At 65.4% G+C, this 24,931-nt stretch carries 24 protein-coding genes and 1 tRNA gene; 12 read left to right on the plus strand and 13 right to left on the minus strand.

Going from position 1 to position 24,931, the window contains the following annotated elements; translation table 11 throughout:
* Nucleotides 1-22: 22 nt before the first annotated feature.
* From EN874_RS09990 to EN874_RS10000, 3 genes are all read right to left on the minus strand, one after another.
* Nucleotides 23-1,225, minus strand: coding sequence for a PLP-dependent transferase (locus EN874_RS09990; RefSeq protein WP_127424633.1), 1,203 nt, complete (start codon nucleotides 1,223-1,225; stop codon nucleotides 23-25).
* On the minus strand, nucleotides 1,222-1,953 hold the full coding sequence (locus tag EN874_RS09995) for a FadR/GntR family transcriptional regulator (protein ID WP_127424634.1): 732 nt from the start codon (nucleotides 1,951-1,953) through the stop codon (nucleotides 1,222-1,224). The genes EN874_RS09990 and EN874_RS09995 overlap by 4 nt, the downstream gene beginning before the upstream one ends.
* 124 nt (nucleotides 1,954-2,077) lie before the next feature.
* Complete coding sequence (locus tag EN874_RS10000; RefSeq protein ID WP_127424635.1) at nucleotides 2,078-2,794, minus strand: DJ-1/PfpI family protein; 717 nt, start codon at nucleotides 2,792-2,794, stop codon at nucleotides 2,078-2,080.
* A 103-nt stretch (nucleotides 2,795-2,897) separates the two neighbouring features.
* Between EN874_RS10000 and EN874_RS10005 the strand changes: the two genes are divergently transcribed.
* The gene (locus tag EN874_RS10005; RefSeq protein WP_127424636.1) at nucleotides 2,898-3,845 is read left to right on the plus strand and encodes a GlxA family transcriptional regulator; all 948 of its coding nucleotides are present in this window, start codon (nucleotides 2,898-2,900) and stop codon (nucleotides 3,843-3,845) included.
* Between the two features lie 26 nt (nucleotides 3,846-3,871).
* Here the strand turns inward: EN874_RS10005 and EN874_RS10010 are convergent, their stop codons facing one another.
* From EN874_RS10010 to EN874_RS33675, 3 genes are all read right to left on the minus strand, one after another.
* On the minus strand, nucleotides 3,872-4,540 hold the full coding sequence (locus EN874_RS10010) for a DUF2161 family putative PD-(D/E)XK-type phosphodiesterase (RefSeq protein WP_127424637.1): 669 nt from the start codon (nucleotides 4,538-4,540) through the stop codon (nucleotides 3,872-3,874).
* Nucleotides 4,541-4,669: 129 nt separating this feature from the next.
* Complete coding sequence (locus EN874_RS10015) at nucleotides 4,670-5,005, minus strand: hypothetical protein (RefSeq protein WP_245513538.1); 336 nt, start codon at nucleotides 5,003-5,005, stop codon at nucleotides 4,670-4,672.
* Between the two features lie 573 nt (nucleotides 5,006-5,578).
* Nucleotides 5,579-5,920, minus strand: a complete 342-nt coding sequence (locus EN874_RS33675) for a hypothetical protein (RefSeq protein WP_168247445.1) — start codon at nucleotides 5,918-5,920, stop codon at nucleotides 5,579-5,581.
* 155 nt (nucleotides 5,921-6,075) lie between these two features.
* On the opposite strand from EN874_RS33675, the gene EN874_RS10025 reads away from it, so the two are divergent.
* Complete coding sequence (locus EN874_RS10025; protein WP_127424638.1) at nucleotides 6,076-6,987, plus strand: ankyrin repeat domain-containing protein; 912 nt, start codon at nucleotides 6,076-6,078, stop codon at nucleotides 6,985-6,987.
* Between the two features lie 247 nt (nucleotides 6,988-7,234).
* Here EN874_RS10025 and EN874_RS10030 read toward each other — a convergent pair.
* Both EN874_RS10030 and EN874_RS10035 read right to left on the minus strand, forming a co-directional pair.
* Nucleotides 7,235-7,310 (minus strand) — tRNA-Ala (locus EN874_RS10030).
* Nucleotides 7,311-7,474: 164 nt separating this feature from the next.
* Complete coding sequence (locus EN874_RS10035; protein ID WP_126086285.1) at nucleotides 7,475-7,870, minus strand: TIGR02300 family protein; 396 nt, start codon at nucleotides 7,868-7,870, stop codon at nucleotides 7,475-7,477.
* 195 nt (nucleotides 7,871-8,065) lie between these two features.
* Between EN874_RS10035 and aroA the strand changes: the two genes are divergently transcribed.
* The 3 genes from aroA (at nucleotide 8,066) to rpsA (ending at nucleotide 12,223) form a co-directional block, all read left to right on the plus strand.
* On the plus strand, nucleotides 8,066-9,424 hold the full coding sequence (gene aroA, locus EN874_RS10040; RefSeq protein WP_127424639.1) for a 3-phosphoshikimate 1-carboxyvinyltransferase: 1,359 nt from the start codon (nucleotides 8,066-8,068) through the stop codon (nucleotides 9,422-9,424).
* Nucleotides 9,425-9,681: 257 nt separating this feature from the next.
* Nucleotides 9,682-10,332: a (d)CMP kinase gene (gene cmk / locus EN874_RS10050; protein WP_127424640.1), complete on the plus strand. Its 651-nt coding sequence runs from the start codon at nucleotides 9,682-9,684 to the stop codon at nucleotides 10,330-10,332.
* A gap of 193 nt (nucleotides 10,333-10,525) precedes the next feature.
* On the plus strand, nucleotides 10,526-12,223 hold the full coding sequence (rpsA, locus tag EN874_RS10055; RefSeq protein ID WP_126086288.1) for a 30S ribosomal protein S1: 1,698 nt from the start codon (nucleotides 10,526-10,528) through the stop codon (nucleotides 12,221-12,223).
* Between the two features lie 79 nt (nucleotides 12,224-12,302).
* Here rpsA and EN874_RS10060 read toward each other — a convergent pair whose 3' ends face one another.
* The 4 genes from EN874_RS10060 to EN874_RS10075 all read right to left on the minus strand — a co-directional run bounded on the left by EN874_RS10060 (nucleotide 12,303) and on the right by EN874_RS10075 (nucleotide 16,280).
* The gene (locus EN874_RS10060) at nucleotides 12,303-13,010 is read right to left on the minus strand and encodes an SDR family NAD(P)-dependent oxidoreductase (protein WP_127424641.1); all 708 of its coding nucleotides are present in this window, start codon (nucleotides 13,008-13,010) and stop codon (nucleotides 12,303-12,305) included.
* A 182-nt stretch (nucleotides 13,011-13,192) separates the two neighbouring features.
* Nucleotides 13,193-14,773, minus strand: coding sequence for a 5-guanidino-2-oxopentanoate decarboxylase (locus tag EN874_RS10065; RefSeq protein WP_127424642.1), 1,581 nt, complete (start codon nucleotides 14,771-14,773; stop codon nucleotides 13,193-13,195).
* Nucleotides 14,770-15,438 carry a TetR family transcriptional regulator C-terminal domain-containing protein gene (locus EN874_RS10070; RefSeq protein ID WP_127424643.1) on the minus strand — a complete coding sequence of 223 codons (669 nt, stop codon included), beginning with the start codon at nucleotides 15,436-15,438 and terminating at the stop codon, nucleotides 14,770-14,772. Before EN874_RS10070 ends, EN874_RS10065 begins: the two co-directional genes overlap by 4 nt.
* Entirely contained in the window at nucleotides 15,408-16,280 is an 873-nt protein-coding gene (locus EN874_RS10075) for a dimethylarginine dimethylaminohydrolase family protein (protein ID WP_127424644.1), read from the minus strand. Before EN874_RS10075 ends, EN874_RS10070 begins: the two co-directional genes overlap by 31 nt.
* Nucleotides 16,281-16,492: 212 nt before the next feature.
* Between EN874_RS10075 and EN874_RS10080 the strand changes: the two genes are divergently transcribed.
* The 6 genes from EN874_RS10080 to EN874_RS10105 all read left to right on the plus strand — a co-directional run bounded on the left by EN874_RS10080 (nucleotide 16,493) and on the right by EN874_RS10105 (nucleotide 22,488).
* On the plus strand, nucleotides 16,493-17,308 hold the full coding sequence (locus EN874_RS10080) for an ABC transporter ATP-binding protein (protein ID WP_127424645.1): 816 nt from the start codon (nucleotides 16,493-16,495) through the stop codon (nucleotides 17,306-17,308).
* Between the two features lie 56 nt (nucleotides 17,309-17,364).
* A complete protein-coding gene (locus EN874_RS10085) occupies nucleotides 17,365-18,159 on the plus strand; it encodes a transporter substrate-binding domain-containing protein (protein ID WP_127424646.1) in 795 nt (264 codons plus the stop codon).
* Nucleotides 18,160-18,461: 302 nt separating this feature from the next.
* The gene (locus tag EN874_RS10090; protein ID WP_245513537.1) at nucleotides 18,462-19,130 is read left to right on the plus strand and encodes an ABC transporter permease; all 669 of its coding nucleotides are present in this window, start codon (nucleotides 18,462-18,464) and stop codon (nucleotides 19,128-19,130) included.
* Nucleotides 19,130-19,939 (plus strand): ABC transporter permease, encoded by an 810-nt coding sequence (locus tag EN874_RS10095; protein WP_127424648.1) that lies wholly within the window; start codon nucleotides 19,130-19,132, stop codon nucleotides 19,937-19,939. The genes EN874_RS10090 and EN874_RS10095 overlap by 1 nt, the downstream gene beginning before the upstream one ends.
* Nucleotides 19,940-20,032: 93 nt before the next feature.
* On the plus strand, nucleotides 20,033-21,034 hold the full coding sequence (locus tag EN874_RS10100) for an Ldh family oxidoreductase (protein ID WP_127424649.1): 1,002 nt from the start codon (nucleotides 20,033-20,035) through the stop codon (nucleotides 21,032-21,034).
* Nucleotides 21,035-21,504: 470 nt separating this feature from the next.
* Entirely contained in the window at nucleotides 21,505-22,488 is a 984-nt protein-coding gene (locus EN874_RS10105; protein ID WP_127424650.1) for a complex I NDUFA9 subunit family protein, read from the plus strand.
* A gap of 96 nt (nucleotides 22,489-22,584) precedes the next feature.
* On the opposite strand, the gene EN874_RS10110 is transcribed toward EN874_RS10105, so the two are convergent.
* Entirely contained in the window at nucleotides 22,585-23,955 is a 1,371-nt protein-coding gene (locus tag EN874_RS10110) for a cytochrome P450 (RefSeq protein WP_127424651.1), read from the minus strand.
* A 178-nt stretch (nucleotides 23,956-24,133) separates the two neighbouring features.
* Here EN874_RS10110 and EN874_RS10115 point away from each other — a divergent pair, with 178 nt between their 5' ends.
* On the plus strand, nucleotides 24,134-24,715 hold the full coding sequence (locus EN874_RS10115) for an NADPH-dependent FMN reductase (protein ID WP_127424652.1): 582 nt from the start codon (nucleotides 24,134-24,136) through the stop codon (nucleotides 24,713-24,715).
* Nucleotides 24,716-24,931: the final 216 nt, after the last annotated feature.

Below are 24,931 nucleotides of genomic sequence, written 5' to 3' on the forward strand. Positions count from 1 at the left end.
CAGGACTCCCATTTTGAACGGATTATTTTTTTGCTTTGTCGAAGGCCTGGGCGATGTCGGCCCAGAGGTCCTCGACGTTTTCCAATCCGACATTGAAGCGGATGGTTCGGGGGCTGACGCCGAAGCGCGCCATCGAATTGAGACCCGGCGTCTGCTCCAGCGAGGCCTTTGCCGGCACGACCAGGCTTTCGTGGCCGCCCCAGCTGACGCCGATGCGGAACAGCTTCAGCGCATCGACGAAAGCCGGAATGTCGACATCCTCGGTGACCTCGAAGGAGAACAGCCCAGCATAGCCGGCTAATGTTTTTTTGCCGGGATGATTGGAGTAGACGGGGTGGTTGACCCGCTCGACCTTGCCATGCGCCTTGAGGCGCTCGGCGAGCGTCAGCCCGCTCTTCATGTGATGCGGCAATCTGAGCGGCAGCGTGCGCAGGCCGCGCAGCAGCAGCCAGCCTTCGAAGGGCGACAGCTTGCCGCCGAGCGAGGAATAGGTCTGCTCGTTGATGTGCCTGATATGCGCGGCCGAGCCCGCCACCACGCCGGCGACCGTGTCGCTGTGGCCGCCGAGATATTTCGAGGCCGAATGCAGCACCAGGTCGACGCCGTGCGAAATCGGCTTCTGGAACACAGGCGTGGCCCAGGAATTGTCGATCGTGGTGATGATCCCCTGCTCCTTCGCCAACCGCGTCAGATGCGTAATGTCCTGCAGCTCGAACATCATCGAGGTAGGGCTCTCGAGATAGAGCAGCTTGGCGCCGGGAAGTGCGGCGGCGACCGCGTCGGGATCGGAGCCGTCGACATAGTCGACCTTGATTTGCAAGCGCGGGAACAGCCGCTCGAACAGCCGGTAGGCGTCGCCGTAGCAATTGCGCACGGCAACGATGCGCTCGCCGGCGCCGACGAAGGCAAGCACCGTGGCGCTGATCGCCGCCATGCCGCTGGAGAAGCCGCGCGCGGCTTCAGCGCCCTCCAAAGCCGCGACGCGCGCCTCGAATTCCATCACCGTCGGATTGTCGCCGCGCGAATAGATCGGCTGGCGGCGACGGCCGGCGAAGGTGTCGGCCATGTCGGCATAATTGTCGAATGTGAACAACGAGGTCTGGTAGATCGGCGGCACCACCGCGCCGCCGGGGAACGGATCGTCATGGGCGAGAAGCGTCGCCGCCTCGCCGAGATAGTCGCTGGCCAGGGAAGCCGGATCGAAGGCGGCGGGGTGCTCGTTCATTTGCGGTCCGAAAGTCTGAGGTTGGCGGCGCCGCGCTTCAGGTCGTCCTCGACGGTGGCCATCAGCTTCAGCGCCTCGGCACGGGCCCCCTCGGGATCATGCGCGGCGATGCAGTCGAAGATGGTGCGATGATAGGGAAAGCTGGCGTGGCCGAAGTCGCGCACACCGAGCGGATGTTCCCAGAAGCGATGGAACAGCTCGTGCATGACGGCGATGATCTGCTCGAACAGTGGATTGCCGGAGGCGCGATAGACCGCCTGGTGGAACTCCCAGTCCTCCTCCGACGACATGCCGGCGCGGGTGCGGAAGGCCTCTTCCATGATGTCGAGCTTGCGCTCGATCTCGGCGATCTCGGCCGTGCCGGCGCGGATGGCGCAAAGTGCTGCCGCCTCGGCCTCCAGAGCGCGGCGGATCTCCAGCGTGCGCATCAGGCCGGCGAAGTCGTTGCCGCCCGCAAGCGTCAGCGGCATGTGCAGCATGTCGGGCGAGACGGCCGCCTTGAGATAGGTGCCTGAGCCCTGCCGCCGTTCGACGAGGCCCAGCCCCTCCCAGCGCGTCAGCGCCTCGCGCACCGTGTTGCGGCTGACCTTCAGGCGTTCGGCCAGAATTCGCTCAGTCGGGAGCTTTTCGCCGGGGCCCAGCGCCTCCTGCCGGACAAAGCCGGCCAACGCCTTCAGCACCGCGTCATCGCGGGCCGTCGTCTGGATGGGCGGTAGGCAGTCTGTCACGCCAGTTCGGCCTAAAGTGGTTCAATGGTCCAACCAATTTCTGCACAGAGCGGATGGGGAGTCAACAGCCGAAATCGAGACAAGACCGAACGGCGCGCAGCCGCACCGTTCGGTCGATCGGGTTTCAGGCACGGATACGTGCCGGCGTGGCGGCCGCGCGAGCCTCGCGAGCCTCGCGCCATCGCGCGAACATCTTCTCGCGAACCCGTCGCGAAGCCGATAGCCGCTCCTTCGCCTCAGCCAGGACAGCCGGCGAAGCCTCGGCGGGCGTGCCCGAACGGAAAGGAGGGGCAGGAGCATATTCGAGCGAGAGCTGCACGACTTCCGCTTCGGCCTGACCGAGGAGCCTCGCGACCAGCGCCAGGCCGAAATCGATCCCGGACGTGACGCCGCCGGCGGTGATCAGGTTGCCGTCCTCGACAATGCGCTCATCGACGGGAATCGCGCCGAACTCTTCAAGGAAATCATGCGCGTACCAATGCGTGGTTGCCCGCTTGCCCTTGAGCAGCCCGGCCGCGCCGAGCACCAGGGCGCCGCTGCACACCGAGGTGACATAGCGGGCCTCAACCGCGCGCTGCCGCACGAAATCGAGGACCGCCTGGTCCTCCAGCAGCGCGTTGACGCCACCCCCGCCCGGAACGCACAGCACGTCGAGAGGTGGGCAATCGTCGAAGGTCGCCGTCGGGTTGAGGGACAATCGCGTCGACGACGTCACCGGATTGCGATCCTTCCAGATCAATTCCACCTCGGCGCCCTTCGCCGATGCAAGGACTTCGTAAGGTCCGGTGAGGTCGAGCTGCTGGACATTGGGGAACACGAGGATGCCGAAACGAAGGGGCATGGAAATCTCCGCGGGTTGAGTCGGGGCAAGTTGACTTGGGGCAATCTAAGGCATCATGCTTTGGCGCGATCGCCAATCATCCCTCGTTTCAGGCCAAATCGAAATGCGCCGCATCGAAGTCCTTGCCTATCCCGATGTCCAGCTCCTCGACGTCAGCGGACCGCTCCAAGTTTTCGCCAGCGCCAACGACTTCAGGACACAGGCCGGCGAGACGGCTGCCTATGAGGTCGTGGTTGTTGCCGCTTCGCCGCGGATCGGGACGTCGGCCGGACTCGTGCTGGAGGCAGCGGCGTTGCCGGCGCTCGATGCAGAGATCGACACGCTGATCGTGCCTGGCGGATGGGGCGTCAACGCGGCCTGCGAGGATCCCCGGCTGACCCAGTGGATCCTCGGCCGCTCGCGCGATGCCAGGCGAACGGCTTCCGTCTGCAGCGGCGCCATGCTGCTGGCGACGGCCGGCCTGCTCGACGGCCGTCGCGCGGTCACCCATTGGGGCCGCTGCGCGGAGTTCGCCCGGCGCTTCCCGGCTGTCCGGCTCGAGCCCGACCCGATCTTCATTCGCGACGGCAATATCTGGACGTCCGCGGGCGTGACGGCGGGCATCGATCTGGCGCTTTCCTTCGTCGAGGCCGACCTTGGCCGGCGCATGGCGCTGGCGGTAGCGCGCGAGCTGGTGGTCTTCCTGAAACGCCCGGGCGGCCAGGCGCAGTTCAGCCAGACCCTCAAGCTGCAGAGCGGCGACGGGCGCTTCGACAGACTGCATGGCTGGATCCTGGACAATCTCAGCAGCGACCTTTCGCTGACGAGATTGGCCGAACGCGCCAATATGAGCCCGCGCAGCTTCTCGCGGCACTATCGGGAGGCCACCGGCCACACGCCCGCCCGCGCTGTCGAAGAGATCCGCATCGAGGCGGCGCGACGGATGCTGGAACAGGGCCGGCCCGTCAACCAAACGGCCCGGCGCTGCGGCTTCGGCTCGGAAGAGACGATGCGTCGCGGCTTCTTGCGCGCCCTCGGCACGAACCCGCGCGACTACCGCGAGCGGTTCTGAAGCACCGCCTCGCCGACGAATGCCCGTTACAACGGGCTCTCGGCCACCCCATGCGACTCAACGGCGGCATGGCCGAGTTCGGTCAGCGCGTAGATGCCGCGCTCGGCCCGGGCGAACCAGCCATAGTAGTTGTGCAGCAGGATGCTGGCCGCCCGCGGCGAAAGAGCCTTGAGGTCGCGTGGCCGCTTCGGGCCCTCGGTCATGGCGGCGGCGCAGGCGATCGCTTCCTGCCGATAGGCGGTCATGATCGGCTTTCGCCGCGTGCTGCCGCCGATGGACGGATCGCCCTTACGTCGGTGATGTTCCTCGACCAGACGCGAGCGCCGCCTCGGGTCGCGCCGCGGCGGCACGGCGGCCGGGCTGAGCAGCAGCTCGACCCTGCCCTTTCCGTCGACCGCCAGTAGGCCGAAGCCAAGCCTGCGGCAGAGCGCGCGAAAGCGGCGGTCATGCTCGCGGCCCTTGCCGCGCGCCGACATCCTGGCGGCGAGCCAGACCTCGTCGCAGGCCGCCGCGCGATCGACGCCCTGCAGGACGAGCTCGAGATTGAACTGCAGCTTGAGCTCGCAGATGACGACCACGGGCGGCTCGCCGTCGCGTAGCCCGACGATATCGCAGCCGCCGACTTCGCCCTTGACGGTGAAATCCAGGCTCTCGAGGAACCGCTTCACCGGTGCATAGAGGGACGTTTCCTGCATGGGACAGGCATAGCCGATTCGTGGCCGACCGGCATGTTTCCAGGAGGCGGTCCTGCCGTGGCCGCCCCCGTCTTCGACGACCGCGATTCCAGCAGCGGATGGAGCCGCTGCGCCGGATCGTTGCGCGGACTATTGCCTGGCGAAAGGGCCCGTATAGGTCTGGCCGGCGAGCGCATAGGTGGCGGCCAGCGTTCCATCGGGGAGCATCGCAAAGGTAATGTCGGCGCCATTCGGAAGGCGCCCGAGCTTCAAGGTGTTGCCGACGATCCTGCCGGAGCCGTCGGCCACTCCCGGCTTGTTGTCGGCCATGTCGCCCCACGCATAGCTGACCGTCACCTGCCCGCCGGAAGCTACCGTCAGCACAGCCAGCTTGCCCTCGTACTGGCCATCCAGCTGCCCGGCCCATATGCCTGAAAATGCGGCATACCTGGCCGGAACGCCTTTGCCGGGCGGAACGACCGCCACGGTTCGATCCAACACCGCGGAACCCGCGGGCGCAGGCGCCGCCACGGCGGCAGCCAAGGCGGGTTGGGGCGGCGGAGGAGGCGGAGGAGGCGGGGTCTCGGGAGACGACTGGCAGGCGACAAGAGCGAATGCCGCGCAACCGAGGATCAGAGAAAGACGAATTTTCGGCATTTTCAGCGATCCGCCCGATTCATTGCGAGAAGTCCTAGCACGAATTCAGAAGCTTGGCAGAGACTTCGCCGGGCGACGTCGAGAAGGAGATGGACATCATCGGGGTGAAGCGGGAGACCGGAAAGCCAGCCATGGTGCTCATGGCTGACAAGGGCCACTACATGGGCGGGGCCTTCGTCACCTTCGAAGCCGACAAGCGGCGGACCTATGGGACCGCGCGAAAGGCAAGGCTGGCGCTCCGCCGCCTAAAGGGCTCGCCAAAGAGAAGGCCGAATGGCTCAAGCCCGGATTGGTGGGACGGTCAAGTTCCTCAAGGGCGAGGAGAAGCTTCGCCATGCGTCGCTGAAGGGCTTTTGGGAGGTATCAGCGGCCCAACCTGCGCAAGCCTGTCGGGGTGCCCACTCACATCGCATCGGGTGGTGCGAAGAAGCAGTTTTCGTCTTCTTCCGTGGGATGTAGGCAGATGTGGAAGTTGCCATCCCCCGAGGGGATGACGACATCGTACGGCACGAAGTAGCGGTTCTGATGAGTGACTTTTTGATGGTCGCCCGGTCTTAGGATAACCACGAAGCCATCTGGCCGGGGCGTCACAGTTGAACTGGGAATTTTCCCGCAGTCGCCAGTGAGCGGGTCGCCGTGGCAGCAAGCTGGTGGATAGCCCCAATTCCGATCCGGGCCGTGGGCCAACGCCGCGCTTCCCTGAACTGCCGCAGCCGTGGCGATCACGCCTGCAAGGCACGTCACCTGTCTTATCCCGACCGCATGCATCGATTGAGGGCCGCCCTCAACGGCAACTGACGTAGTCGATGTCATTATACACCATTAGCCGTCACTAATATATACTGGAAGCGGGCCGTTATCGGGTGTATCTTCGTCCTTATCGGCGGAGGGATGCCGAAATGCGGGGCTTATTTGCAAGCTTCCTAATCTTGCTATGTGCCATCACAACAGCGCATGGCGGTACGCTCCACGACGCGGCCAAGAGCGGAGACCTCAAGGCAATTGCGGCGGCACTCGATGCAGGCGCTGACATCGAGGAGTTGGAGAAGGGAGCAACCCCACTCTTCTTGGCTGTGCGCAGCGGCCACGTCGAGGCGGCCGAACTGCTGATCAAGCGTGGTGCCGATGTGAACAAGGAAGCGGTGCTCGGCCTGCCGATGACCGTTGCCGTGCTGAAGAACGCCGCCGACATGATCCAGCTACTGCTGGCGCATGGCGCCGACGCTAATGGCAAGACGCGGGGAGAGCCAATGCTGACCCTCGCGGTCGCCAGTGGCTGCCTTGACTGCGTCAAGGTGCTGGTGGAGGCGGGCGCTGACGTCAACGCCATATGGGTCCAGGGCGATCCCAATCAACGGCCGGGCATCATCACGGCCTATCATCTCGCAAAGCACGACGATCATGAGGACATCGCCGCCTACCTTTTGAAGCATGGCGTCGTCATCCTGAAACCGGAGCCGATTTCCGCCCGGCTCGCGGAGGGCGACCCGACCAAGGGCGCGGCCTTCTTTGCAAGCACCTGCGCCCCTTGCCATGTCGTGCGGCCAAAGGAACTTCCCACCATCGGGCCGAACCTTTGGAACGTCGTCGGTCGCGACAAGGCATCGACGAAATTCGAACGCTACTCCAAGACCCTGCTGGGCTGGGAGGGGAACTGGACGTATGAGGACTTGAACATCTTTCTCGCCGGTCCCACGCTGACCACGCCCGGCGTCAACATGGACTTTCGCGGCGTGCCCGAAGAGGCCGACCGGCTGAACGTGATCGCCTATCTTAGAACGCTCGCCGACACACCGGTGCCTCTGCCCTAAAGGCGTGCGTCTGCCGCACTTGGTTTTCGAGGCTGGCGGTTCAGATGCTGGAACGCCCGCATCACAGAGGGCATCATTCGGAGATCGTTCCGGAAGATACTGTCGTCTGCCGAACTGATATAGGTGTTCACGGGCAAGCAGCGTAAGGACATGCTCGAGGAACTGGCCTTCTAGGGGTCAGAACTGGGGGACAAGGGGTCATTTCTGACCCTTCTAAGTAATTGATTTTATTCACCTAGAGACTGTTTGGTGGAGCCAATCGGAATCGAACCGACGACCTCTTGAATGCCATTCAAGCGCTCTCCCAACTGAGCTATGGCCCCACTCCCGGCAGTCAGCCGGCGCCGTTTCCGGCGAAGAGATCCGGCGCGGTGGGAACCCGCGCCGTCGTTTAGTGCTGGCGGCTTCTAGCGCCGCCTTCAGTCAAGATCAAGCCTTCAAAAGCCGCTTTTTCGTCACAGGCCAAAATGGCCGGCAAACGATCCAATCAGACCTCGTCCTCGTCGTCGCCGACGCCGATCATATCGGAGACGTCGTCGTCCTCTTCCTCTTCGTCGGCAAGGAAGGTGTCGTCGTCATCGTCGCCGAGATCGACATCGTCCTCGTCGTCGCCGAGATCGGGAAGATCGTCGCCGCCGCCCTTGGTCTCCTCGTCCGCATCTTCCAGCGAGACGACTTCGGCGCCTTCCTCTTCCTCGGAGTCGACTTCCTTGTCGGCGACGTCCTCGTCGTCCTCGATCGCGGAAATCTTGCCTTCCTCGAAATAGGAGCGCGGATAGCTCTTGCCGGTATAGGGCGAGACGATCGGGTCCTTGTTCAGGTCGTAGAATTTCCGACCCGTTTCGGGGTCGACACGCTTGGTGCCAAGTTCAGCTTTTGCCACGTCAGGCCTCGTCAAAAAAAGAATGGTCCCCATAACCGCAGTTTTTCGCGCTGTCAAAGCCAAAAGACATGTCCCGAAAACCCGCTTTTCAAAGGCCCTTGCCAAGGGGATGACCATTGCCGCGCGCCGTGATACGAGACCGCCGCAACATGACGAACCGAGCCGGCCCGGCCGGCATTTCATTTGGAAGACAAAATGTCTCATTCCGCCGCCGCCAAGCCAGCCACGGCCCGCAAATCCCCAGCGCTAGCCGGCACGGCGCGGGTGCCGGGCGACAAGTCGATCTCGCACCGCTCCTTCATGTTCGGCGGCCTCGCCTCCGGCGAGACGCGCATCACCGGCCTGCTCGAAGGCGAGGACGTGATGCGCACCGGCGCCGCCATGAAGGCGATGGGCGCGCATATCGAGAAGAAAGGCGCCGAATGGGTGATCCGCGGCACCGGCAACGGGGCGCTGCTCGAGCCGGAAGGCCCGCTCGACTTCGGCAACGCCGGCACCGGCTCGCGGCTCACCATGGGCCTCGTCGGCACCTATGACATGGAAACCACCTTCATCGGCGACGCCTCGCTTTCCGGCCGGCCGATGGGCCGCGTGCTGGAGCCGCTGCGCCAGATGGGCGTGCAGGTGCTGAAGGCGGCGCCGGGCGACCGCATGCCGATCACGCTGCGCGGCCCCAAGCACGCCGCGCCCATCACCTATCGGGTGCCGATGGCTTCGGCCCAGGTGAAGTCGGCGGTGCTGCTTGCCGGCCTCAACACGCCGGGCATCACCACGGTGATCGAGCCGGTGATGACGCGCGACCATACCGAAAAGATGCTCCAAGGCTTTGGCGCGAACCTGAGCGTCGAGACCGACGAGCGCGGCGTGCGTCACATCTTCATCGAAGGCCAGGGCAAGCTGACCGGCCAGACCATCGCCGTGCCTGGCGATCCGTCCTCGGCCGGCTTTCCGCTGGTGGCGGCGCTCATCGTGCCGGGCTCGGACATCGTGATCGAGAACGTGCTGATGAACCCGACCCGCACCGGGCTGCTGCTGACGCTGCAGGAGATGGGCGGCCGGATCGACATCCTCAACCCGCGCAATGCCGGCGGCGAGGATGTGGCGGACCTGCGCGTGCGTTCCTCCGATCTCAAGGGTGTCGTGGTGCCGCCGGAGCGGGCGCCGTCGATGATCGATGAATATCCGGTGCTGGCTGTCGCCGCGAGCTTCGCCGAAGGCGAGACGCTGATGCAGGGGTTGGAGGAATTGCGCGTCAAGGAATCGGACCGGCTGTCGGCGGTCGCCAACGGGCTGAAGCTCAACGGCGTCGACTGCACCGAGGGCGAGGCCTCGCTCGCCGTGCGCGGCAGGCCCGGCGGCAAGGGCCTGGGCGCTCACCCCAACGGGCCGGACACGGCGGTAAGGACGCATCTCGACCATCGCATCGCCATGAGTTTTCTGGTGATGGGGCTGGCGACGGAAAAGCCGGTGACCATCGACGACGCCAACATGATCGCGACGAGTTTTCCGGAGTTCATGGGGCTGATGAAGGGGCTGGGCGCGGAGATCGAGTGACGAACGATGAGCTTGAGCCGACCTGAGACGCTGGCGGGACAGCGCCCCCCTCTGTCCTGCCGGACATCTCCCCCACAAGGGGGGAGATCAGACGTCACGCCGGCTTTCGCCAATCGCCAACGCTGCAGGATTGAGCGAGGCGCGGCAACCGCCAATCTCCCCCCAAGTGGGGGAGATGTCCGGCAGGACAGAGGGGGGCGCGAAGGATCGCGGCGCCTGTCCTATTCATCTTCATCGCGCCTTTCGATGGGTGGCCAATGACCCACACCTTCACCATCGCCATCGACGGACCCGCCGGCGCCGGCAAGGGCACCCTCGCCCGGCGGCTCGCCGACCATTACCGGCTGAACCTGCTCGACACCGGCCTCACCTATCGCGCCGTGGCGCACAAGCTGCTCGAGCTCGGCCTGCCGCTCGACAATGTCTCGGCGGCGGAAACGGCGGCGCGGCAGGTCGATCTCTCGAACCTCGACCGCACGGTGCTGTCGGCGCACGCGGTGGGCGAGGCCGCCTCGAAGGTCGCGGTCATTCCCACTGTCCGGCGCATCCTGGTCGAAAAGCAGCGCGAGTTCGCCAAGGCGCCACCGGGCGCGGTGCTCGACGGCCGCGATATCGGCACCGTCGTGTGCCCGGACGCCGACATCAAGCTCTATGTGACGGCGAGCGCCGAGGTGCGGGCCAGGCGCCGGCTGGCCGAGATCGAGAGCATGGGCGGCAGCGCCGATTTCGCCACCATCCTCGCCGACATCGAACGCCGCGACGAGCGCGACATGGGCCGCGCCGACTCGCCCTTAAAGCCCGCCGCCGACGCGCACTTGCTTGATACCAGCGAAATGGCTATAGAAGCCGCGTTTCTGGCGGCGATGGCGATCGTTGACGACGTCCTGGCCAAAAGAAGCAAGGCCTGATCGGGGTTTTCGATTGCCGTCGGCGCCGAAAATACCCATATCGGGCACGAACCAGCCTGCCAGCATTCTTCATGCGCCGGACTTGCCGCCAAAAGCGGCCAAGGGCTTTTCAGCCCGGAACGCCGGCAGGCGCACGCAACGCTAACCCACGGCGCCCGCTCCGCTCGTCATGCGGAGCACTCCAGGAGAAACAATGTCAGCTGCTAATCCCACTCGCGACGATTTCGCGAGCATGCTCGAAGAATCATTCACCGCCGGCCATTCCGGCGAGGGCCAGGTTGTCCGGGGCACGATCACCGCGATCGAAAAGGACATGGCCATCATCGACGTCGGCCTCAAGGTCGAAGGCCGCGTGCCGCTGAAGGAATTCGGCGCCAAGGGCAAGGAGTCCTCACTCAAGGTCGGCGACACCGTCGAAGTCTATGTCGAGCGCATCGAGAACGCGCTTGGCGAGGCCATGCTGTCGCGCGAGAAGGCCCGCCGCGAGGAGAGCTGGGTGCGTCTCGAGGAGAAGTTCACCAAGGGTGAGCGCGTCGAAGGCGTCATCTTCAACCAAGTCAAGGGCGGCTTCACCGTCGACCTCGACGGCGCCGTGGCGTTCCTGCCGCGCAGCCAGGTCGACATCCGTCCGATCCGCGACGTCTCGCCGCTGATGCACAACCCGCAGCCCTTCGAGATCCTCAAGATGGATCGCCGCCGCGGCAACATCGTGGTGTCGCGCCGCACCGTGCTCGAGGAGAGCCGCGCCGAACAGCGTTCGGAGATCGTGCAGAACCTCGAGGAAGGCCAGGTTGTCGAAGGCGTGGTCAAGAACATCACCGACTACGGTGCGTTCGTCGACCTCGGCGGCATCGACGGTCTGCTGCATGTCACCGACATGGCATGGCGCCGCGTCAACCATCCGACCGAGATCCTCAACATCGGCCAGACGGTCAAGGTGCAGATCATCCGCATCAACCAGGAAACCCACCGCATCTCGCTCGGCATGAAGCAGCTCGAGTCGGATCCGTGGTCGGATATCGGCACCAAGTTCCCGATCGGCAAGAAGATCAAGGGCACCGTCACCAACATCACCGACTACGGCGCGTTCGTCGAGCTGGAGCCGGGCATCGAGGGCCTCATCCACGTTTCGGAAATGTCGTGGACGAAGAAGAACGTGCACCCCGGCAAGATCCTGTCGACGACGCAGGAAGTCGACGTGGTGGTGCTCGAGGTCGATCCGGCCAAGCGCCGCATCTCGCTCGGTCTCAAGCAGACGCTGGAGAACCCGTGGGAAGCGTTCGCGCGCAGCCATCCGGTCGGCAGCCAGGTCGAGGGCGAGGTCAAGAACAAGACCGAGTTCGGCCTGTTCATCGGCCTGGAAGGCGACGTGGACGGCATGGTGCACCTCTCCGACCTCGACTGGACCCGTCCGGGCGAGCAGGTCATCGAAGAGTACAATCGCGGCGACATGGTCAAGGCGCAGGTGCTCGACGTCGACATCGAGAAGGAGCGCATCTCGCTCGGCATCAAGCAGCTGGCCCGCGACACGGTCGGCGAGGCGGCGAGCAGCGGTGAGCTGCGCAAGAACGCCGTCGTCACCTGCGAGGTCATCGCGGTGAAGGACGGCGGTCTGGAAGTGCGGCTGGTCGACAGCGGCCTCGAGACCTTCATCAAGCGTTCGGACCTTTCGCGCGACCGCGACGAGCAGCGCCCCGAGCGCTTCACCGTCGGCCAGAAGGTCGACGCCCGCGTCATCGCCTTCGACAAGAAGACCCGCAAGCTGCAGGTCTCGATTAAGGCGCTGGAAATCGCCGAGGAGAAGGAAGCGGTCGCCCAGTACGGCTCGACCGACTCCGGCGCTTCGCTCGGCGACATCCTGGGTGCTGCGCTGAAGAAGCAGGGCAACTAAGCCCCCTCGCCTCGACTGAAACAAAAACCCCGCCGGATCGCTCCGGCGGGGTTTTTCTTTGTCCCTAACAGTTGGCGTGTCAGGCCCGACCGTAAAGAGGCACCAGCGTGCCGCTCATCGCCTGGTTGGCGGGCGAGGCCAGATAGGCGATCGCCTCGGCGGCGGCTTCGAGGCTGACCCATTTGGTGAAATCGGCGTCGGGCATGTCGGCGCGGTTGGCGGGCGTGTCGAGCGTCGAGGGCGCCACGGCGTTGATCAGGATGCCCTTGTGCTTCAGCTCCTCCGCCATCGCCACCGTCATCGCCGCGACCGCGGCTTTGCTGGCGGCATAGGCGACCATGCCGGCCCCGCGCCTGGGATCGAGCCCGGCGCGCGCGCTGACGTTGACGACGCGCCCCGCCGTGCCGGAGGCCAGCATCGAGCGCACCGCCGCGCGGCTGCAGAGGAAGGCGGTGCGGGCGTTGGTGTCCATCATCTCGGCAAAGGACGCCGATTCGATCTTTTCCACCGGCGCCATGGTGAAACCGCCGGCGAGGTGGATCGAGCCCCAAAGCTCGGGCACCTGATGGTAGAAGGCCTCGACCTTGGCGGAATCCGACAAGTCGACATTGTGCGCGAGATGGACGCTGGCATGCGCGGCGAAGGGGAAGTTCGGGGGGGCAGCCGCATGCGCGTTGGGCACATGGCAGATGGCTCCCTGCTCCAGCAACCTGCCGACAACCGCGCCGCCGAGCGCCCCAGTGCCGCCCGTCACCACGACATGCATGCCGTTAAGCGTTTCCGTCATATTTCGACTGCTCCTGTCGTATTCTTATGGTTAGGCCGCCCCAATATCGAACGTCGCGCCTTTCGCGTTGTCACTCAATTGAAATATCGACATGGCTGGCGTCCCGTCTTTGCATGCGTCGCCGCACCGCCGCGTGACCTCACGCGGCGGCGTCGCCGCTGACGGGATGGCCGCCAGGACCTTCAATCGACAGTGATTTCGATAACGCGCGGCTTGCCGGCCGCTCGCGCCCGCTTCACCGCCTCGGCCAGCCCGCCGATGCCGCTCAGCCGCTCGGCCTCGATGCCATAGGCTTTAGCAAGCTTGCAGAAATCCGGCGGCGCCGGCGACACGCCGACCGGCTCGACGCCGACGTCGAGCATCGAGGTCTCGATCTCGCGATAGCCGCGATTGTTCCAGACGACGAAGATCACCGGCGCGCCTGCATCGAGCGCCGCGCCCAGTTCAGGCAAGGTGAACTGGAAGCCACCGTCGCCCGTGAGACACACGACCGGCGCCTCAGGCACGGCAAGGGCGGCGCCGATCGCAGCCGGCGGGCCGTAGCCAAGCGCGCCGAAGCCGGTCGCGGCGTTGAACCAGCCAGCCGGACGATCGTGATCGTAATAGAGGTTGGCGGCGTAGATCGGCTGGGTCGAGTCGCCGACGATGATGGCGCCGGGCAGCGCGTCGCGGATCGCCTCCACCGCGCGTACCTGCGCCAGATAATCGGGCTTCAGCTCGGCCAGCGCCACCTCCCTCGCCGCCGCGGCGCGGGCCTCGCCGTCCTTCGCCGCGACATGAGCTGCGCCGAGCTCAGCCAGCAGAGCGCCAAGCGCCTCGGCGCAATCGGCCTGGAGGCCGACCGTCACCGGACGGCGGGCGATCTGGTCGGCGCCGATGTCGATGCGGATGAGGTTCGGCGGCAGCACGAAGCCGCCATCGCCATAGCCGTCATAGTCGGTCGGGCCGAATTCGGTGCCGGCGGCGATCACCAGATCGGCGTCCGCCATCAACGCGCGCACGGCCTTCAGGCTCGGGCTCGCCGGCACGCAGAGCGGATGACGATGCAACAGGCCGCGCGCATTGGCGGTTTCGACGACCGGGGCGCCCAGCGCCTCGGCGAAGCGCGTGAGCGCCGCATTGGCCTTCTTGGCGCCGCCGCCGGCGAGGATCAGCGGCCGGCGGGCCGCCTTGATCAAGCTCGCAGCCTCGGCGACCGCCGCAGCTGCCGGAGCGGGCGGCGCAGCGTTGCGGAGCACCGGCGCGAGCCCGTCGGCGGGCTTCACCATGACGTCGGTCGGGATCTCGATATGGACCGGACCCGGACGCGACGAGGAGAACACGGCGAAGGCACGCGCCAGCGCGCCGGGCAGTTCCTCGGCCTCGGTGATGCGCTCGGAGAACAGCGCCACCTTCTCCATCATGCCGCGCTGGTCCGGCAGTTCGTGCAGGAAGCCCAATCCCTTGCCCAGCGTATCGGTGGCATTGACGCCGGAGATCACCAGCATCGGCACCGAATCGGCGCGTGCCTGGCCCATGGCGGTGATGGTGTTGGTGAGCCCCGGCCCGGTGATGACGAAGGCGACGCCCGGCCGGCCGCCGGCGCGGGCGTAGCCGTCGGCCATGAAGCCGGCGCCCTGCTCGTGGCGCGGCGTGACATGGCGGATCCTCGAGCGCGCCAGGCCGCGATAGAGCTCGACCGTATGCACGCCGGGAATGCCGAAAACGGTGTCGACGCCATGCGCCTCGAGCAAGGTGATGAGCGCTTCGCCGATGGTGGTCATTGCTCTTCTCCCCTTTGCGGCGCGAGACCGAGCTCGGCCTCGACAGCCGTGATGCCGATCGCCGCCAACTCGCCGGGCAAGAACATCTCGCCGGCCAGGCAGCCTTCGATCCAGAGCCCGTCGATGATCGCGTTGATCGCTATGGCATGATGGCGCAGCTCGCTTGCGTCCGGTTTTCGCCGTTCGGCGGCGAGCACTTCGGCCACAACCGCTTCCACCTCGTTGCGGAAGCCCAGATAGCCTTCGCGGTGGGCACGGGCCAGCGTCGGATCCGCGCCGGCGCGGCCGAGGAAGGTTGCCCACAGCGAAAACACCCGCGCGTCGATGATCGGCGCGTTGAGGTTGGCGGTGACGAAAGCCGCAAGACGCCGGCGCGGCGAGGCATCCTCCATGACCAATGCGGCTTTCGCCTGCTCGGTCATGCGGCCGACCAGCGCCGTATAGGCTTCCTGCAGCAATTCTTCCTTGCCGGGGAAATAATGCCGGATCAGCCCGGCGGTGACGCCGGCGCGCAATGCAATTGTGCGCAACGTGGCGCCCTCGAGGCCATGTTCGGCCACGCTGTCCAGAGTCGCCTCGATCAGATCCTGCCGCCGCCGCTCCTCGCCCTCGCGACGGAACTTACGGCGCGTGTTCATTGGCGCAGGATCGGCCGCGTCAGGCATGTCGGGCCGCCTTCGCAGGCGATGCAGAGCGCATCCGCCTCGAATATCTCAACCGCGCAGCCGGCGGCTTCCATCGCGGCTTTGGTCCTGGGGAAGCCCGCAACGGCAATGACCTTGTGCGGGCTGGTCGGCAGCACGTTCAGGCTGAGGCCGTTGGAAGCGGCGAACTCCTCGGCGTCGCCTTCGACCAGCCGGATGCCGCGCGCCTTCAGCATCTGATAGAACGGGGCCGGCAAAAGCGGCGAATAGACAAGCGCGAGGTCGTCGGCCAGCGGGCTGATCACCGACATCAGATGCAGGCATGCCTCTTCGCCCTGCCATAGCGGCAGGTCGAAGCCGTAGACGGAAATGCCCAGCGGCGTCAGCAGGTTGGAAACCTGCTGGATGCCTTCCTGGTTGGAGCGGACACCGCGCCCGATCGCCAGCGTGCGGGCGTCCACCCATACACAATCGCCGCCTTCGACCTGGCCAGGGGCCTCGATGCGGCCGAGGATCGGAATGCCCAGTCTTGTGTAGGTTTCCTCATGCAGGGAGGGCTCGCCGGCGCGCAATGGCTTGCCCATGGACAGGATCAGCGCGCCGCGATCGGTCATCAGCGACGGGTCGTGCGTGAACACCGAATCCGAAAGCCCGTCGACCCTGTCCTCGATCCATTCGATCTTGGCGCCGGAAGCCGCCACCAGTTCAGCAAGGGCCGCATGCTGCGACGCCGCTTTCGCCGGGTTGAACCCCGGGCCATAGTGCCAGGCAGCCCTGTCGGCGTCGCGCATGGCGTTGGCCGCCGACCGCATCAGAACACGCCGCAGCGGCGCCGCCATGGATTGTGATCCGAAAGCGCTCATCGATGCCCTTTTTTAGCTGAAAAAAATTGAAAAAATTTCATGGAGGGCTATTTATACACTTGCATAACAAGGCCGCAAGTGCCGTAATGAGCGCGATTGACGGGCTCGCGCTGTCGGGTCCATGCTGAAATCCGGAGCGGGGCAGTACAGCGTATGTTGATTAGCCGGATGGACGTTCGACGACCTGCCTTCGACCGAATAGAGGTGACCCGGTGAGCGCGGTGGAAGCTGCCGCAGCCTCATCCGGCAACGCGCAGAGCGGCGCCGCCGAAGCCATCCATGTCGAAAACCTGCACAAGAAGTTCGGCCAGCTGCACGTGCTGAAGGGCGTCTCGCTGTCGGCGCGCGACGGCGAGGTGATCGCCATCATCGGCGGCTCCGGTTCCGGCAAGTCGACGCTGCTGCGCTGCATCAACTGCCTGGAGAACCCGACCAGCGGCATCATCCGCGTCAACGGCGAGGAGATCAAGCTGAAGGCCGACAGCCACGGCCACACCTTTCCAGCCGACCGCAAGCAGATCGAGCGCATCCGCTCCAGGCTCGGCATGGTGTTTCAGAATTTCAACCTGTGGAGCCACATGACGCTGATCGAGAACGTCATCGAGGTCCCGGTGCACGTGCTTGGCGTCAAGCGCGACGAGGCGATCGCCCAGGCCGAGAAGCTGCTTGCCCGGGTCGGGCTGGCGGAGAAGCGCGACGTCTACCCGGCATTTCTGTCGGGCGGCCAGCAGCAGCGCGCCGCGATCGCCCGGGCGCTGGCGATCAATCCGCGCGTCATGCTGTTCGACGAGCCGACCTCGGCGCTCGATCCGGAACTGGTGGGCGAGGTGCTGAAGGTGATCGGCGACCTGGCGCGCGAGGGGCGCACCATGGTGCTGGTGACGCATGAAATGAAGTTTGCCCGCGAGGTCGCGACGCATGTCGTCTACCTCTACAACGGGCTGGTCGAGGAAGAAGGCTCGCCGGAACAATTATTCGGCGCGCCCAAATCCGAAAGGCTCAAGCAATTCCTCCGCAACGTCGGCTAGGGCCGGCGTCAAGCGGGGCGAAAAACCGGGAACAACAACAAACTGGGAGTCCTGACATGAAGACTGTTTTCAAGACCTTCGCCGCGGCGCTGCTGTTCGGCGTCGCTGCGATGGGCGTGGCCAAGGCCGATCAGGTCAAGATCGGCGTCGCCGCCGAGCCTTATCCGCCCTTCACCTCGCCGGATGCGACGGGCAAGTGGGTCGGCTGGGAGATCGACTTCATCGACGCCGTCTGCGCCGAGGAGAAGCTCGACTGCGTCATCACGCCCGTCGCCTGGGACGGCATCATTCCGGCGCTGACCACCAAGAAGATCGACCTCATCGTCTCCTCGATGTCGATCACCGACGAGCGCAAGAAGACGATCGACTTCTCGGACAAGTATTACAACACGCTGCCGGCGATCATCGGGCCGAAGGACCAGAAGTTCGGCGCCACGCCGGATGACCTGAAGGGCAAGGTTCTCGGCGTCCAGGTATCGACCACACACGCGGTGTACGCCAAGAAGCACTTCAGCGGGGCGCAGGAAATCAAGGAATACCAGACGCAGGACGAAGCCAACAACGACCTGGCGGCCGGCCGTCTCGATGCGGTGCAGGCTGATTCGATCGCGCTCGTTGAATACCTCAAGAGCGACCAGGGCAAGGCCTGCTGCGACCTGAAGGGCATGGTCGCGCCGGACGATGAAGTGCTCGGGCCGGGCATCGGCGCCGGCGTGCGCAAGGAAGACACCGCGCTCAAGGAAAAGATCAACGCCGGCATCAAGGCGATCCGCGCCAGCGGCAAGTATGACGAAATCACGAAGAAGTACTTCGATTTCGACATCTACGGCGGCGCCACACAGTCGAACTGACGTCTCCGCATGAGCTTGAGGGGCATGGCCGAGCGCCATGCCCCCTCTAGAGCAATTCCAGGAAAAGTGTGTAGCGGTTTTCCGTCCGGAATTGCGTAAAAACAAATAGCTAGAGCGGTTCAGCGTTTCCTTGAAACGCTGAACCGCTCTAGCCGAAACCTTGCCACGCATGCCTGTCGCCGAACGCTGCCGTCGGCGGTTGCCAGCAATCGGGGGCGAAGCTGATCGACATATTTCTTCCGGCCTCGGCGGCCGGCATCATCGAACTCCTGTCACCGGTGCCGCCGGGCTGGGGCGGCACCTTGCTTTTCGGACTGCTGCATTCGGTCGAGATCGCCATCGGCGCCACCTGCCTCGGGCTGTTGATCGGCACCGGCGGCGCCTGGGGCAAGCTCTATGGCGGTCCGGTGGCGCGCGACCTGCTCGCCGTCTACACCACCGTGGTGCGCGCCGTGCCGGAACTGGTGCTGATCCTGCTGCTCTATTACGCCGGCACCGATCTCATCAATCAGGTGCTGACGGCGATGGGTTACCAGCGCGTCGACATCAGCGGGCTGGCGGCCGGCATCTTCGTGCTCGGCGTGGTGCAGGGCGCCTATTCGACGGAGGTCATCCGCGGCGCCATCCTGTCCATTCCGCAAGGCCAGATCGAAGCCGCACGCGCCTATGGCATGTCGCCCGGCCTGATGCTGCGGCGCATAACGCTGCCGGCGATGCTGCCTTTCGCCATACCCGGCCTCGCCAATCTGTGGCTGATCGCCACCAAGGACACCGCGCTGCTTGCCGTCGTCGGCTTCTTCGAGCTGACGCTTGCGACGCGGCAGGCCGCGGGCGTCACCAAGGCCTATCTGCTGTTCTTCGTCGCGGCCGGCGTGCTCTATCTGGCGCTGACGCTGTTCTCCAACCTGATCATCGGCCGGATCGAAACATGGTCGCGGCGCGGCATGCCTTCGGTAAAGGAGGCGCGCTGATGCCGGCTGAAGCGACCGCGATCAACATGGCGGCGCGCGCCTCGCTCTGGCTCAAGCCGCACCGCATCGTGCTGATCCTGATCGCCCTGGCGCTGGTGTTCTGCGCGGCCTTCTTCATGCGCTGGGACTGGCTGCCGCAATATTGGCAAATGGGGCTGCTCGGCATCTGGCGGGCTCTGTGGATCCTCGTCGTCACCTGCGCGCTGGGCTTTATGCTGGCGGTGCCGCTTGGGCTGGCGCAGGCCGGCGGGCCGTTCTGGTTCGCGGTGCCGGCGAAGGTCTTCTGCACCATCATCCGCGGCACGCCGCTCTTGTTGCAGCTCTGGCTGCTCTATTACGGGCTGGGATCGCTTTTTCCGCAATATCCATGGATCCGCGAGTCCTGGATGTGGACATATCTCAGGCAAGCCTGGCCCTATGCCGTAGTGGCGTTGACCTTGTCCTTCGCCGGCTATGAGGGCGAGGTGATGCGCGGCGCCTTCGCCGGCGTGCCGAAAGGACAGCTCGAGGCCGCCCGCGCCTTCGGCATGAGCCGCTTCAAGATCTTCCGCCGCATCTGGCTGCCGCAGGCCTTCTATCGCGCGCTGCCGACGCTGACCGGCGAGACCGTGCTGCAGCTCAAGTCGACGCCGCTGGTGGCGACGATCAGCGTCATCGATATCTTCGCCGTCTCGTCCAAGGTCCGGCAGGACACCTACCTGACCTACGAGCCTTTGCTGCTGCTGGCTTTGATCTATATGACGATCACCGGCATCCTGGTGCTCATATTCAGCAGAATCGAGGCGCGGATTCCGGTCAAGATCGGGTAGTGAATGGTAAAATGGTGAATGGTCTCGGTTCGCCTTGCCGATGACTTTTCGTTGATTACCATTCACTATTCACCATTCACCAAGGTAGCCGCAATGCAACTCACTCTCGACCAGGCAACAGGCCTATGCCGGATGGCGGCGCTCGGCGCCGGCGCCAACGAGGAGGCGGCGCAGTCGCTCACCGCCTCGATCATCGCGGCGGAGGCGGAGGGCCTGGCGACGGTCGGCCTGTCGCATTTCATCGACTATCTCGAAGCTCTGGAAGCCGGCCGCATCGACGGCAATGCCGATCCTGTCATCACCAGGCCGGCGCTGGCGGTCTATCTCTCGGACGCGCGCGGCGGGCTCGCACATACCGGCTTCGACCGCACGATCGAGGATCTCTCCAAGGCGGCAAGGCTGTTCGGCGTCGCCATCTTCTCGCAGAAGAACGCCTATACCTGCGGCGCGCTCGGCTATTTCACCGGACGGCTGGCCCAGCAGGGCCTGGTCTCCTTCGCCGCCACCAACGGACCGGCGGTGCTCGCCGGCTCCGGCTCCGTCAAGCCGGTCTACTGCACCAATCCGATGTCCTTTGCAGCACCTGCCGCCGACGGATCGCCGCTGGTGATCGACCAGTCGTCGAGCGCCACCGCCTTCGTCAACATCCGCAAGGCGGCGGAAGACGGCAAGAAGATCCCCGAAGGCTGGGCGCTGGACGCCAGCGGCAATCCGACCACCGACCCGGCGGCGGCGATGAAGGGGGCGATGCTGGCCTTCGGCGGCCAGCGCGGCGCCAACATCGCGCTTATGGTCGAAGTGCTGGCGGCAGGCATTTCCGGCGCCAACTGGTCGCTCGACGCGCCCTGGTTCACCGGTGGGCCGGACAGCCCCGGAACCGGGCTCTTCGTTTTGGCCATCGAGCCCAAGCTGCTCGACCCGGACTTCGAGCAGCGCATGAAGGACCAGCTCGACCGGCTGCGGCGGCGCTACGGCGTGCACATCCCCGGCCGCGCCCGCGCCGAGGCGGCCGAGAAAGCGGGCGCGCGCGGCATCGACGTTCCGAAGGCGGTCGTGCAGCGCATTTCCGAATTCGCCGAACGCTATTCGGCCTGATCAAAACAATCCACGGCAGCAGGCCGCGTTTCTTCACACGGCCCTTGAACCTTTTTTCACCCGGCGGCGACCCATCAGCGGCACCCACATCGCGAGCCGCAGAGAGGGTGGCTTGGGTAGCGGCTTGCGGTTGGCGGCGCCGCGCCGGGCGTCCAGGGCCGGGGCGGGCGTGCTTGCTTCACGCCGCCTTGATACCGTCTCAGGTCAGGCCGCCTCGTTGGTCCTGTTTCGGTGCGCGCACTGCCCGGAAAACCCCGCTTCGGCGGGGTTTTCTGTTTTCGGCTAAAGTGCAGCGATCCCGTGCCTTTAGTCATCCGCGGCTGGCACCGCGATCAAGTCGACGCGCCTATCGGCAAGGTGTTCCGGGCGGGTGAAAAACAAGGCGGCGGCGACCTCCGGTCGCTCTTTGCCTTTGACGCGAAACGGATTAAGAAGCGGCTTCAGCCAAGCTTTTGCGCGCGGAGCCAACCATGACCGAAATCCTGCAGACCCCCAAGCTCGTCGTCGTGTTCGGCGGCTCGGGATTCGTCGGCCGTCATGTCGTTCGCGCGCTGGCCAAGCGCGGCTACCGCATCCGGGTCGCCTGCCGGCGGCCGGACCTTGCCGGCCATGTGCAGCCGCTCGGCAATGTCGGCCAGATCCAGCCGGTGCAGGCCAATGTGCGGGTACGCTGGTCGGTCGACCGCGCGGTGCAGGGCGCCGACCACGTCGTCAATCTGGTCGCCATCCTGCATGAGACCGGACGGCAGAAATTCGGCTCCGTGCACGAGTTCGGTTCGCGCGCCGTCGCCGAGGCGGCGCGCTCAGTCGGCGCCGGCGTCACCCATGTCTCGGCGCTCGGCGCCGATTTGAGGTCGCCGTCGGGTTATGCCCGCACCAAGGCGCTCGGCGAGAAGGCGGTGTTCGAGACGGTACCCGATGCCGTCATCTTCCGTCCGTCGATCAATTTCGGACCCGAGGACAGCTTCTTCAACCGCTTCGCCAGCATGGCGCGCTACTCCCCTGTCCTGCCGCTGATCGGCGGCGGCCAGACAAAATTCCAGCCGGTCTATGTCGGCGATGTCGCCGAGGCGATCGCGCGCTCGGTCGACGGCAAGGTCAAGGGCGGCGACATCTATGAGCTCGGCGGTCCGCAGGTGCTGACCTTCAAGGAATGCATGCAGGAGATGCTCGCCGTGATCGACCGCAGGCGCTTCCTGGTGCCGGTGCCGTGGTGGGTGGCGAACCTGCAGGCCTCGATCCTGCAGCTGCTGCCCAGCCCGCTGCTGACCAAGGACCAGGTGCTGCAGCTGCGCGAGCACAACGTCGTCTCGGAAGCCGCCGCCAAGACGAACAGGACGATCACAGGCCTCGGTATCCAGCCGCAGGCGATCGCGACGATCCTGCCGAGCTATCTCTGGCGCTTCCGCGCCGCCGGCCAGTTCCAGCAGCGCCGGCCGATAGCCGACCGGTAGGGCAAATCGCAAATGCCCGGCGGGTGTTTCCGTCCGGAATTGCGTAAAAACAAGGAGATAGGGTGTTTCGCCGTTTCCGTGAAACGATGAAACGCACTAGCCGCGAGGGGAAACCTGCATCGGCAGTCCGCCCTGCGGCTGCGTGGTCAGTTTTTGCACCGGCCATGGCCGGGTTTCCGACGTCACGTCGAAGCGGAAGCGCGACAGCAGTACAGCCAGCGCGATGATCGCCTCCTGCATGGCGAAGCTGGCGCCGATGCAGACGCGCGGCCCGGCGCCGAAAGGCAGATACTGGAAGCGGTCGATCCGGTCACGGTTTTCCGGATGGAAACGCTCCGGCATGAAGGCGTCCGGCTTGTCCCAGAGCTTGCGGTGGCGGTGCACGACCCAGGGCATCACCAGCACGGCGGCGTATCTCGGGATATAGAGACCGTTCCAGGTTTCCGGCTCGATCGGCTCGCGGTTGATCGAGGGCGCCGGCGGATAGAGCCGGAGCGCCTCCTCGAAGGCGGCACGGGTGAGCGGCATGGCGTCCAGCCACTTCGTCGGATCGGGCTCTCTTGCGAGCACCGCGTCGATCTCGCGCTCGACACGGTCGCGCTCCCAGGGCGCTTCGGCGAGGCAATAGATCGTCCAGCCCAGCGCCCGCGCCGTGGTCTCGTGACCGGCGCCGATGAAGGTGATGATATTGTCCTCGACTTCCGAGCGGGTGAGGCCATCCGGCCCCTCGGCCTTCAGGAGAAGCGTCAGGAAATCCTGCGGCACGCCGTCGGGGTCACGCTTCAGCCGCTCCTCGCGCAGCTTCACCGTGTTGGCGACGATGTTGCGGAAATAGGCCATGGTCTTGCGGCCGCGGATACGGGTCAAGCGCGGCAGCCATTCGGGCGCGCGCAGCAGGTCGAGCGGATCGACGCGGCCCATGGTCTCGAACAGGCGGTCGACCTCCTTGGCGAAGCTGCCCTGCTCGCCGGCGATCTCGCCGGAAAACAGCGTCTCGGCGAGGATGTCGTAGGTGAGCATCGTCATGTCACGGGCGACATCGGTCGTGCCGCCGGCCTCGTAGCGGGTGACGAAATCCAGCGTGCGCTTCAGCATCGGCCCGGCGAAGCCGAAGATGTGGCGCGGCGTGAACACCGGCGCCATGGCCTTGCGCGAGCGTTTCCACACCTCACCCTCGGCGGTGAGCAGGCCGTCGCGCAGGATCGGGCGCAGGATCAGCTGGCGCACCGTCGCCATCTTGTAGTTCTTGGCGTTGTCGATCAGCACATGGCGGATGAGGCCGGGATCGTTGGCGATGACCAGCGGCCCGCCGATGCCGGTCACCGAGATCCAGGGCTCGTTGTAGGTGTGCTCGCCCCACAGCTCGAGCGGGTTGCGGTAGACGATGCGCATCATCTCCAGCGTCGAGGGCGGCTGGGTGCGCGGCTTCGGCGCGGGCGGCACGAAGGGGGCGGGCTTGGTGTCCATGGGCATGCTCCGCAGGCAACGCTGAATGTAGGGTCCGGCAAAGCCCGCGTCCATGTGGCTGAACGACAGTCCGCGAACAGACCGCCTCGCCTGAATGTGAACGGCGTCGCCCGGTGGCTTGTTGACTGTGACTGTCTATTTTAGTCACCAACGGATAACGCCAAACAGGGAGTCACCCGTGAAGCATCAGTTGAGCATCATCATCGGCAGCACGCGGCCCGGACGCGCCGGCCCGATCTTCGCCGAGCGCCTGGAGACTATCGCGCGCGAGCACGGCAGGTTCGAGCCGGCGCTGACCGACATTGCCGCCTTCAGGCTGCCGCTGCTCGACGAGCCGCATCATCCGCGCCTGGGCAAATACGAGAACGACCACACCAAGGCCTGGTCGAAGGCGATCGACGCCGCCGACGCCTTCGTGTTCGTGGCGCCGGAATACAATTATTTCGTGGCCCCGGCGATCGTCAACGCCGTCGACTATCTGCTCAAGGAGTGGCGCTACAAGCCTGCCGCGATCTTCAGCTACGGCGGCGTTTCAGGCGGCCTGCGCGCGGCGCAGGCGCTGAAGCCCCTGCTGACCGCGGTCGGCGTCATGCCGATCCCGGAAGGCGTGGCGTTGCCCTCCTACAGGGCGTTACTCGACAAGGGCGGCGCGTACCATCCGAGCGAACAGGTGCTGGGCGGCGCCAGGACCATGCTGGACGAACTGTTCCGCTGGAGCGAGGCGCTGAAGACGCTGCGCGCCGGCCTCCCTTCGCAATAGCAGACGTCGCGGCATGACCTGCTGCGAGGCCGTGCCCAGGCGCGGCTTCGCAGGTGCATGGTCTCGCCCTCCGCGCCCGCTTCCCGGCACGTCGCGCCAGGGCTTGCGAAAGGTCGCCCGCCAAGCCGGCAAAATGCCTGCAAACCTTGGAAAAGCGGCCGTTTGCGCCTATATCTAGGACATCAAAACGGCGCGATTCGGGGCGATTTTCCCGCG

Origin of the sequence: Mesorhizobium sp. M1D.F.Ca.ET.231.01.1.1, from assembly GCF_003999155.2 — a bacterium.
Classification (GTDB): domain Bacteria; phylum Pseudomonadota; class Alphaproteobacteria; order Rhizobiales; family Rhizobiaceae; genus Mesorhizobium.

Excerpts from the sequence above, each read along its gene's own strand:
- EN874_RS10025 (WP_127424638.1), top strand. The coding sequence starts at position 6,076 with ATGCGGGGCTTATTTGCAAGCTTCCTAATCTTGCTATGTGCCATCACA.
- EN874_RS10085 (WP_127424646.1), top strand. The coding sequence starts at position 17,365 with ATGAAGACTGTTTTCAAGACCTTCGCCGCGGCGCTGCTGTTCGGCGTC.
- EN874_RS10060 (WP_127424641.1), bottom strand. The coding sequence starts at position 13,010 with ATGACGGAAACGCTTAACGGCATGCATGTCGTGGTGACGGGCGGCACT.
- EN874_RS10005 (WP_127424636.1), top strand. The coding sequence starts at position 2,898 with ATGCGCCGCATCGAAGTCCTTGCCTATCCCGATGTCCAGCTCCTCGAC.
- EN874_RS10110 (WP_127424651.1), bottom strand. The coding sequence starts at position 23,955 with ATGGACACCAAGCCCGCCCCCTTCGTGCCGCCCGCGCCGAAGCCGCGC.
- rpsA (WP_126086288.1), top strand. The coding sequence starts at position 10,526 with ATGTCAGCTGCTAATCCCACTCGCGACGATTTCGCGAGCATGCTCGAA.
- EN874_RS10100 (WP_127424649.1), top strand. The coding sequence starts at position 20,033 with ATGCAACTCACTCTCGACCAGGCAACAGGCCTATGCCGGATGGCGGCG.
- EN874_RS09990 (WP_127424633.1), bottom strand. The coding sequence starts at position 1,225 with ATGAACGAGCACCCCGCCGCCTTCGATCCGGCTTCCCTGGCCAGCGAC.
- EN874_RS10105 (WP_127424650.1), top strand. The coding sequence starts at position 21,505 with ATGACCGAAATCCTGCAGACCCCCAAGCTCGTCGTCGTGTTCGGCGGC.
- EN874_RS10065 (WP_127424642.1), bottom strand. The coding sequence starts at position 14,773 with ATGACCACCATCGGCGAAGCGCTCATCACCTTGCTCGAGGCGCATGGC.
- aroA (WP_127424639.1), top strand. The coding sequence starts at position 8,066 with ATGTCTCATTCCGCCGCCGCCAAGCCAGCCACGGCCCGCAAATCCCCA.
- EN874_RS10010 (WP_127424637.1), bottom strand. The coding sequence starts at position 4,540 with ATGCAGGAAACGTCCCTCTATGCACCGGTGAAGCGGTTCCTCGAGAGC.
- EN874_RS10075 (WP_127424644.1), bottom strand. The coding sequence starts at position 16,280 with ATGAGCGCTTTCGGATCACAATCCATGGCGGCGCCGCTGCGGCGTGTT.
- EN874_RS10070 (WP_127424643.1), bottom strand. The coding sequence starts at position 15,438 with ATGCCTGACGCGGCCGATCCTGCGCCAATGAACACGCGCCGTAAGTTC.
- EN874_RS10095 (WP_127424648.1), top strand. The coding sequence starts at position 19,130 with ATGCCGGCTGAAGCGACCGCGATCAACATGGCGGCGCGCGCCTCGCTC.
- EN874_RS10000 (WP_127424635.1), bottom strand. The coding sequence starts at position 2,794 with ATGCCCCTTCGTTTCGGCATCCTCGTGTTCCCCAATGTCCAGCAGCTC.
- cmk (WP_127424640.1), top strand. The coding sequence starts at position 9,682 with ATGACCCACACCTTCACCATCGCCATCGACGGACCCGCCGGCGCCGGC.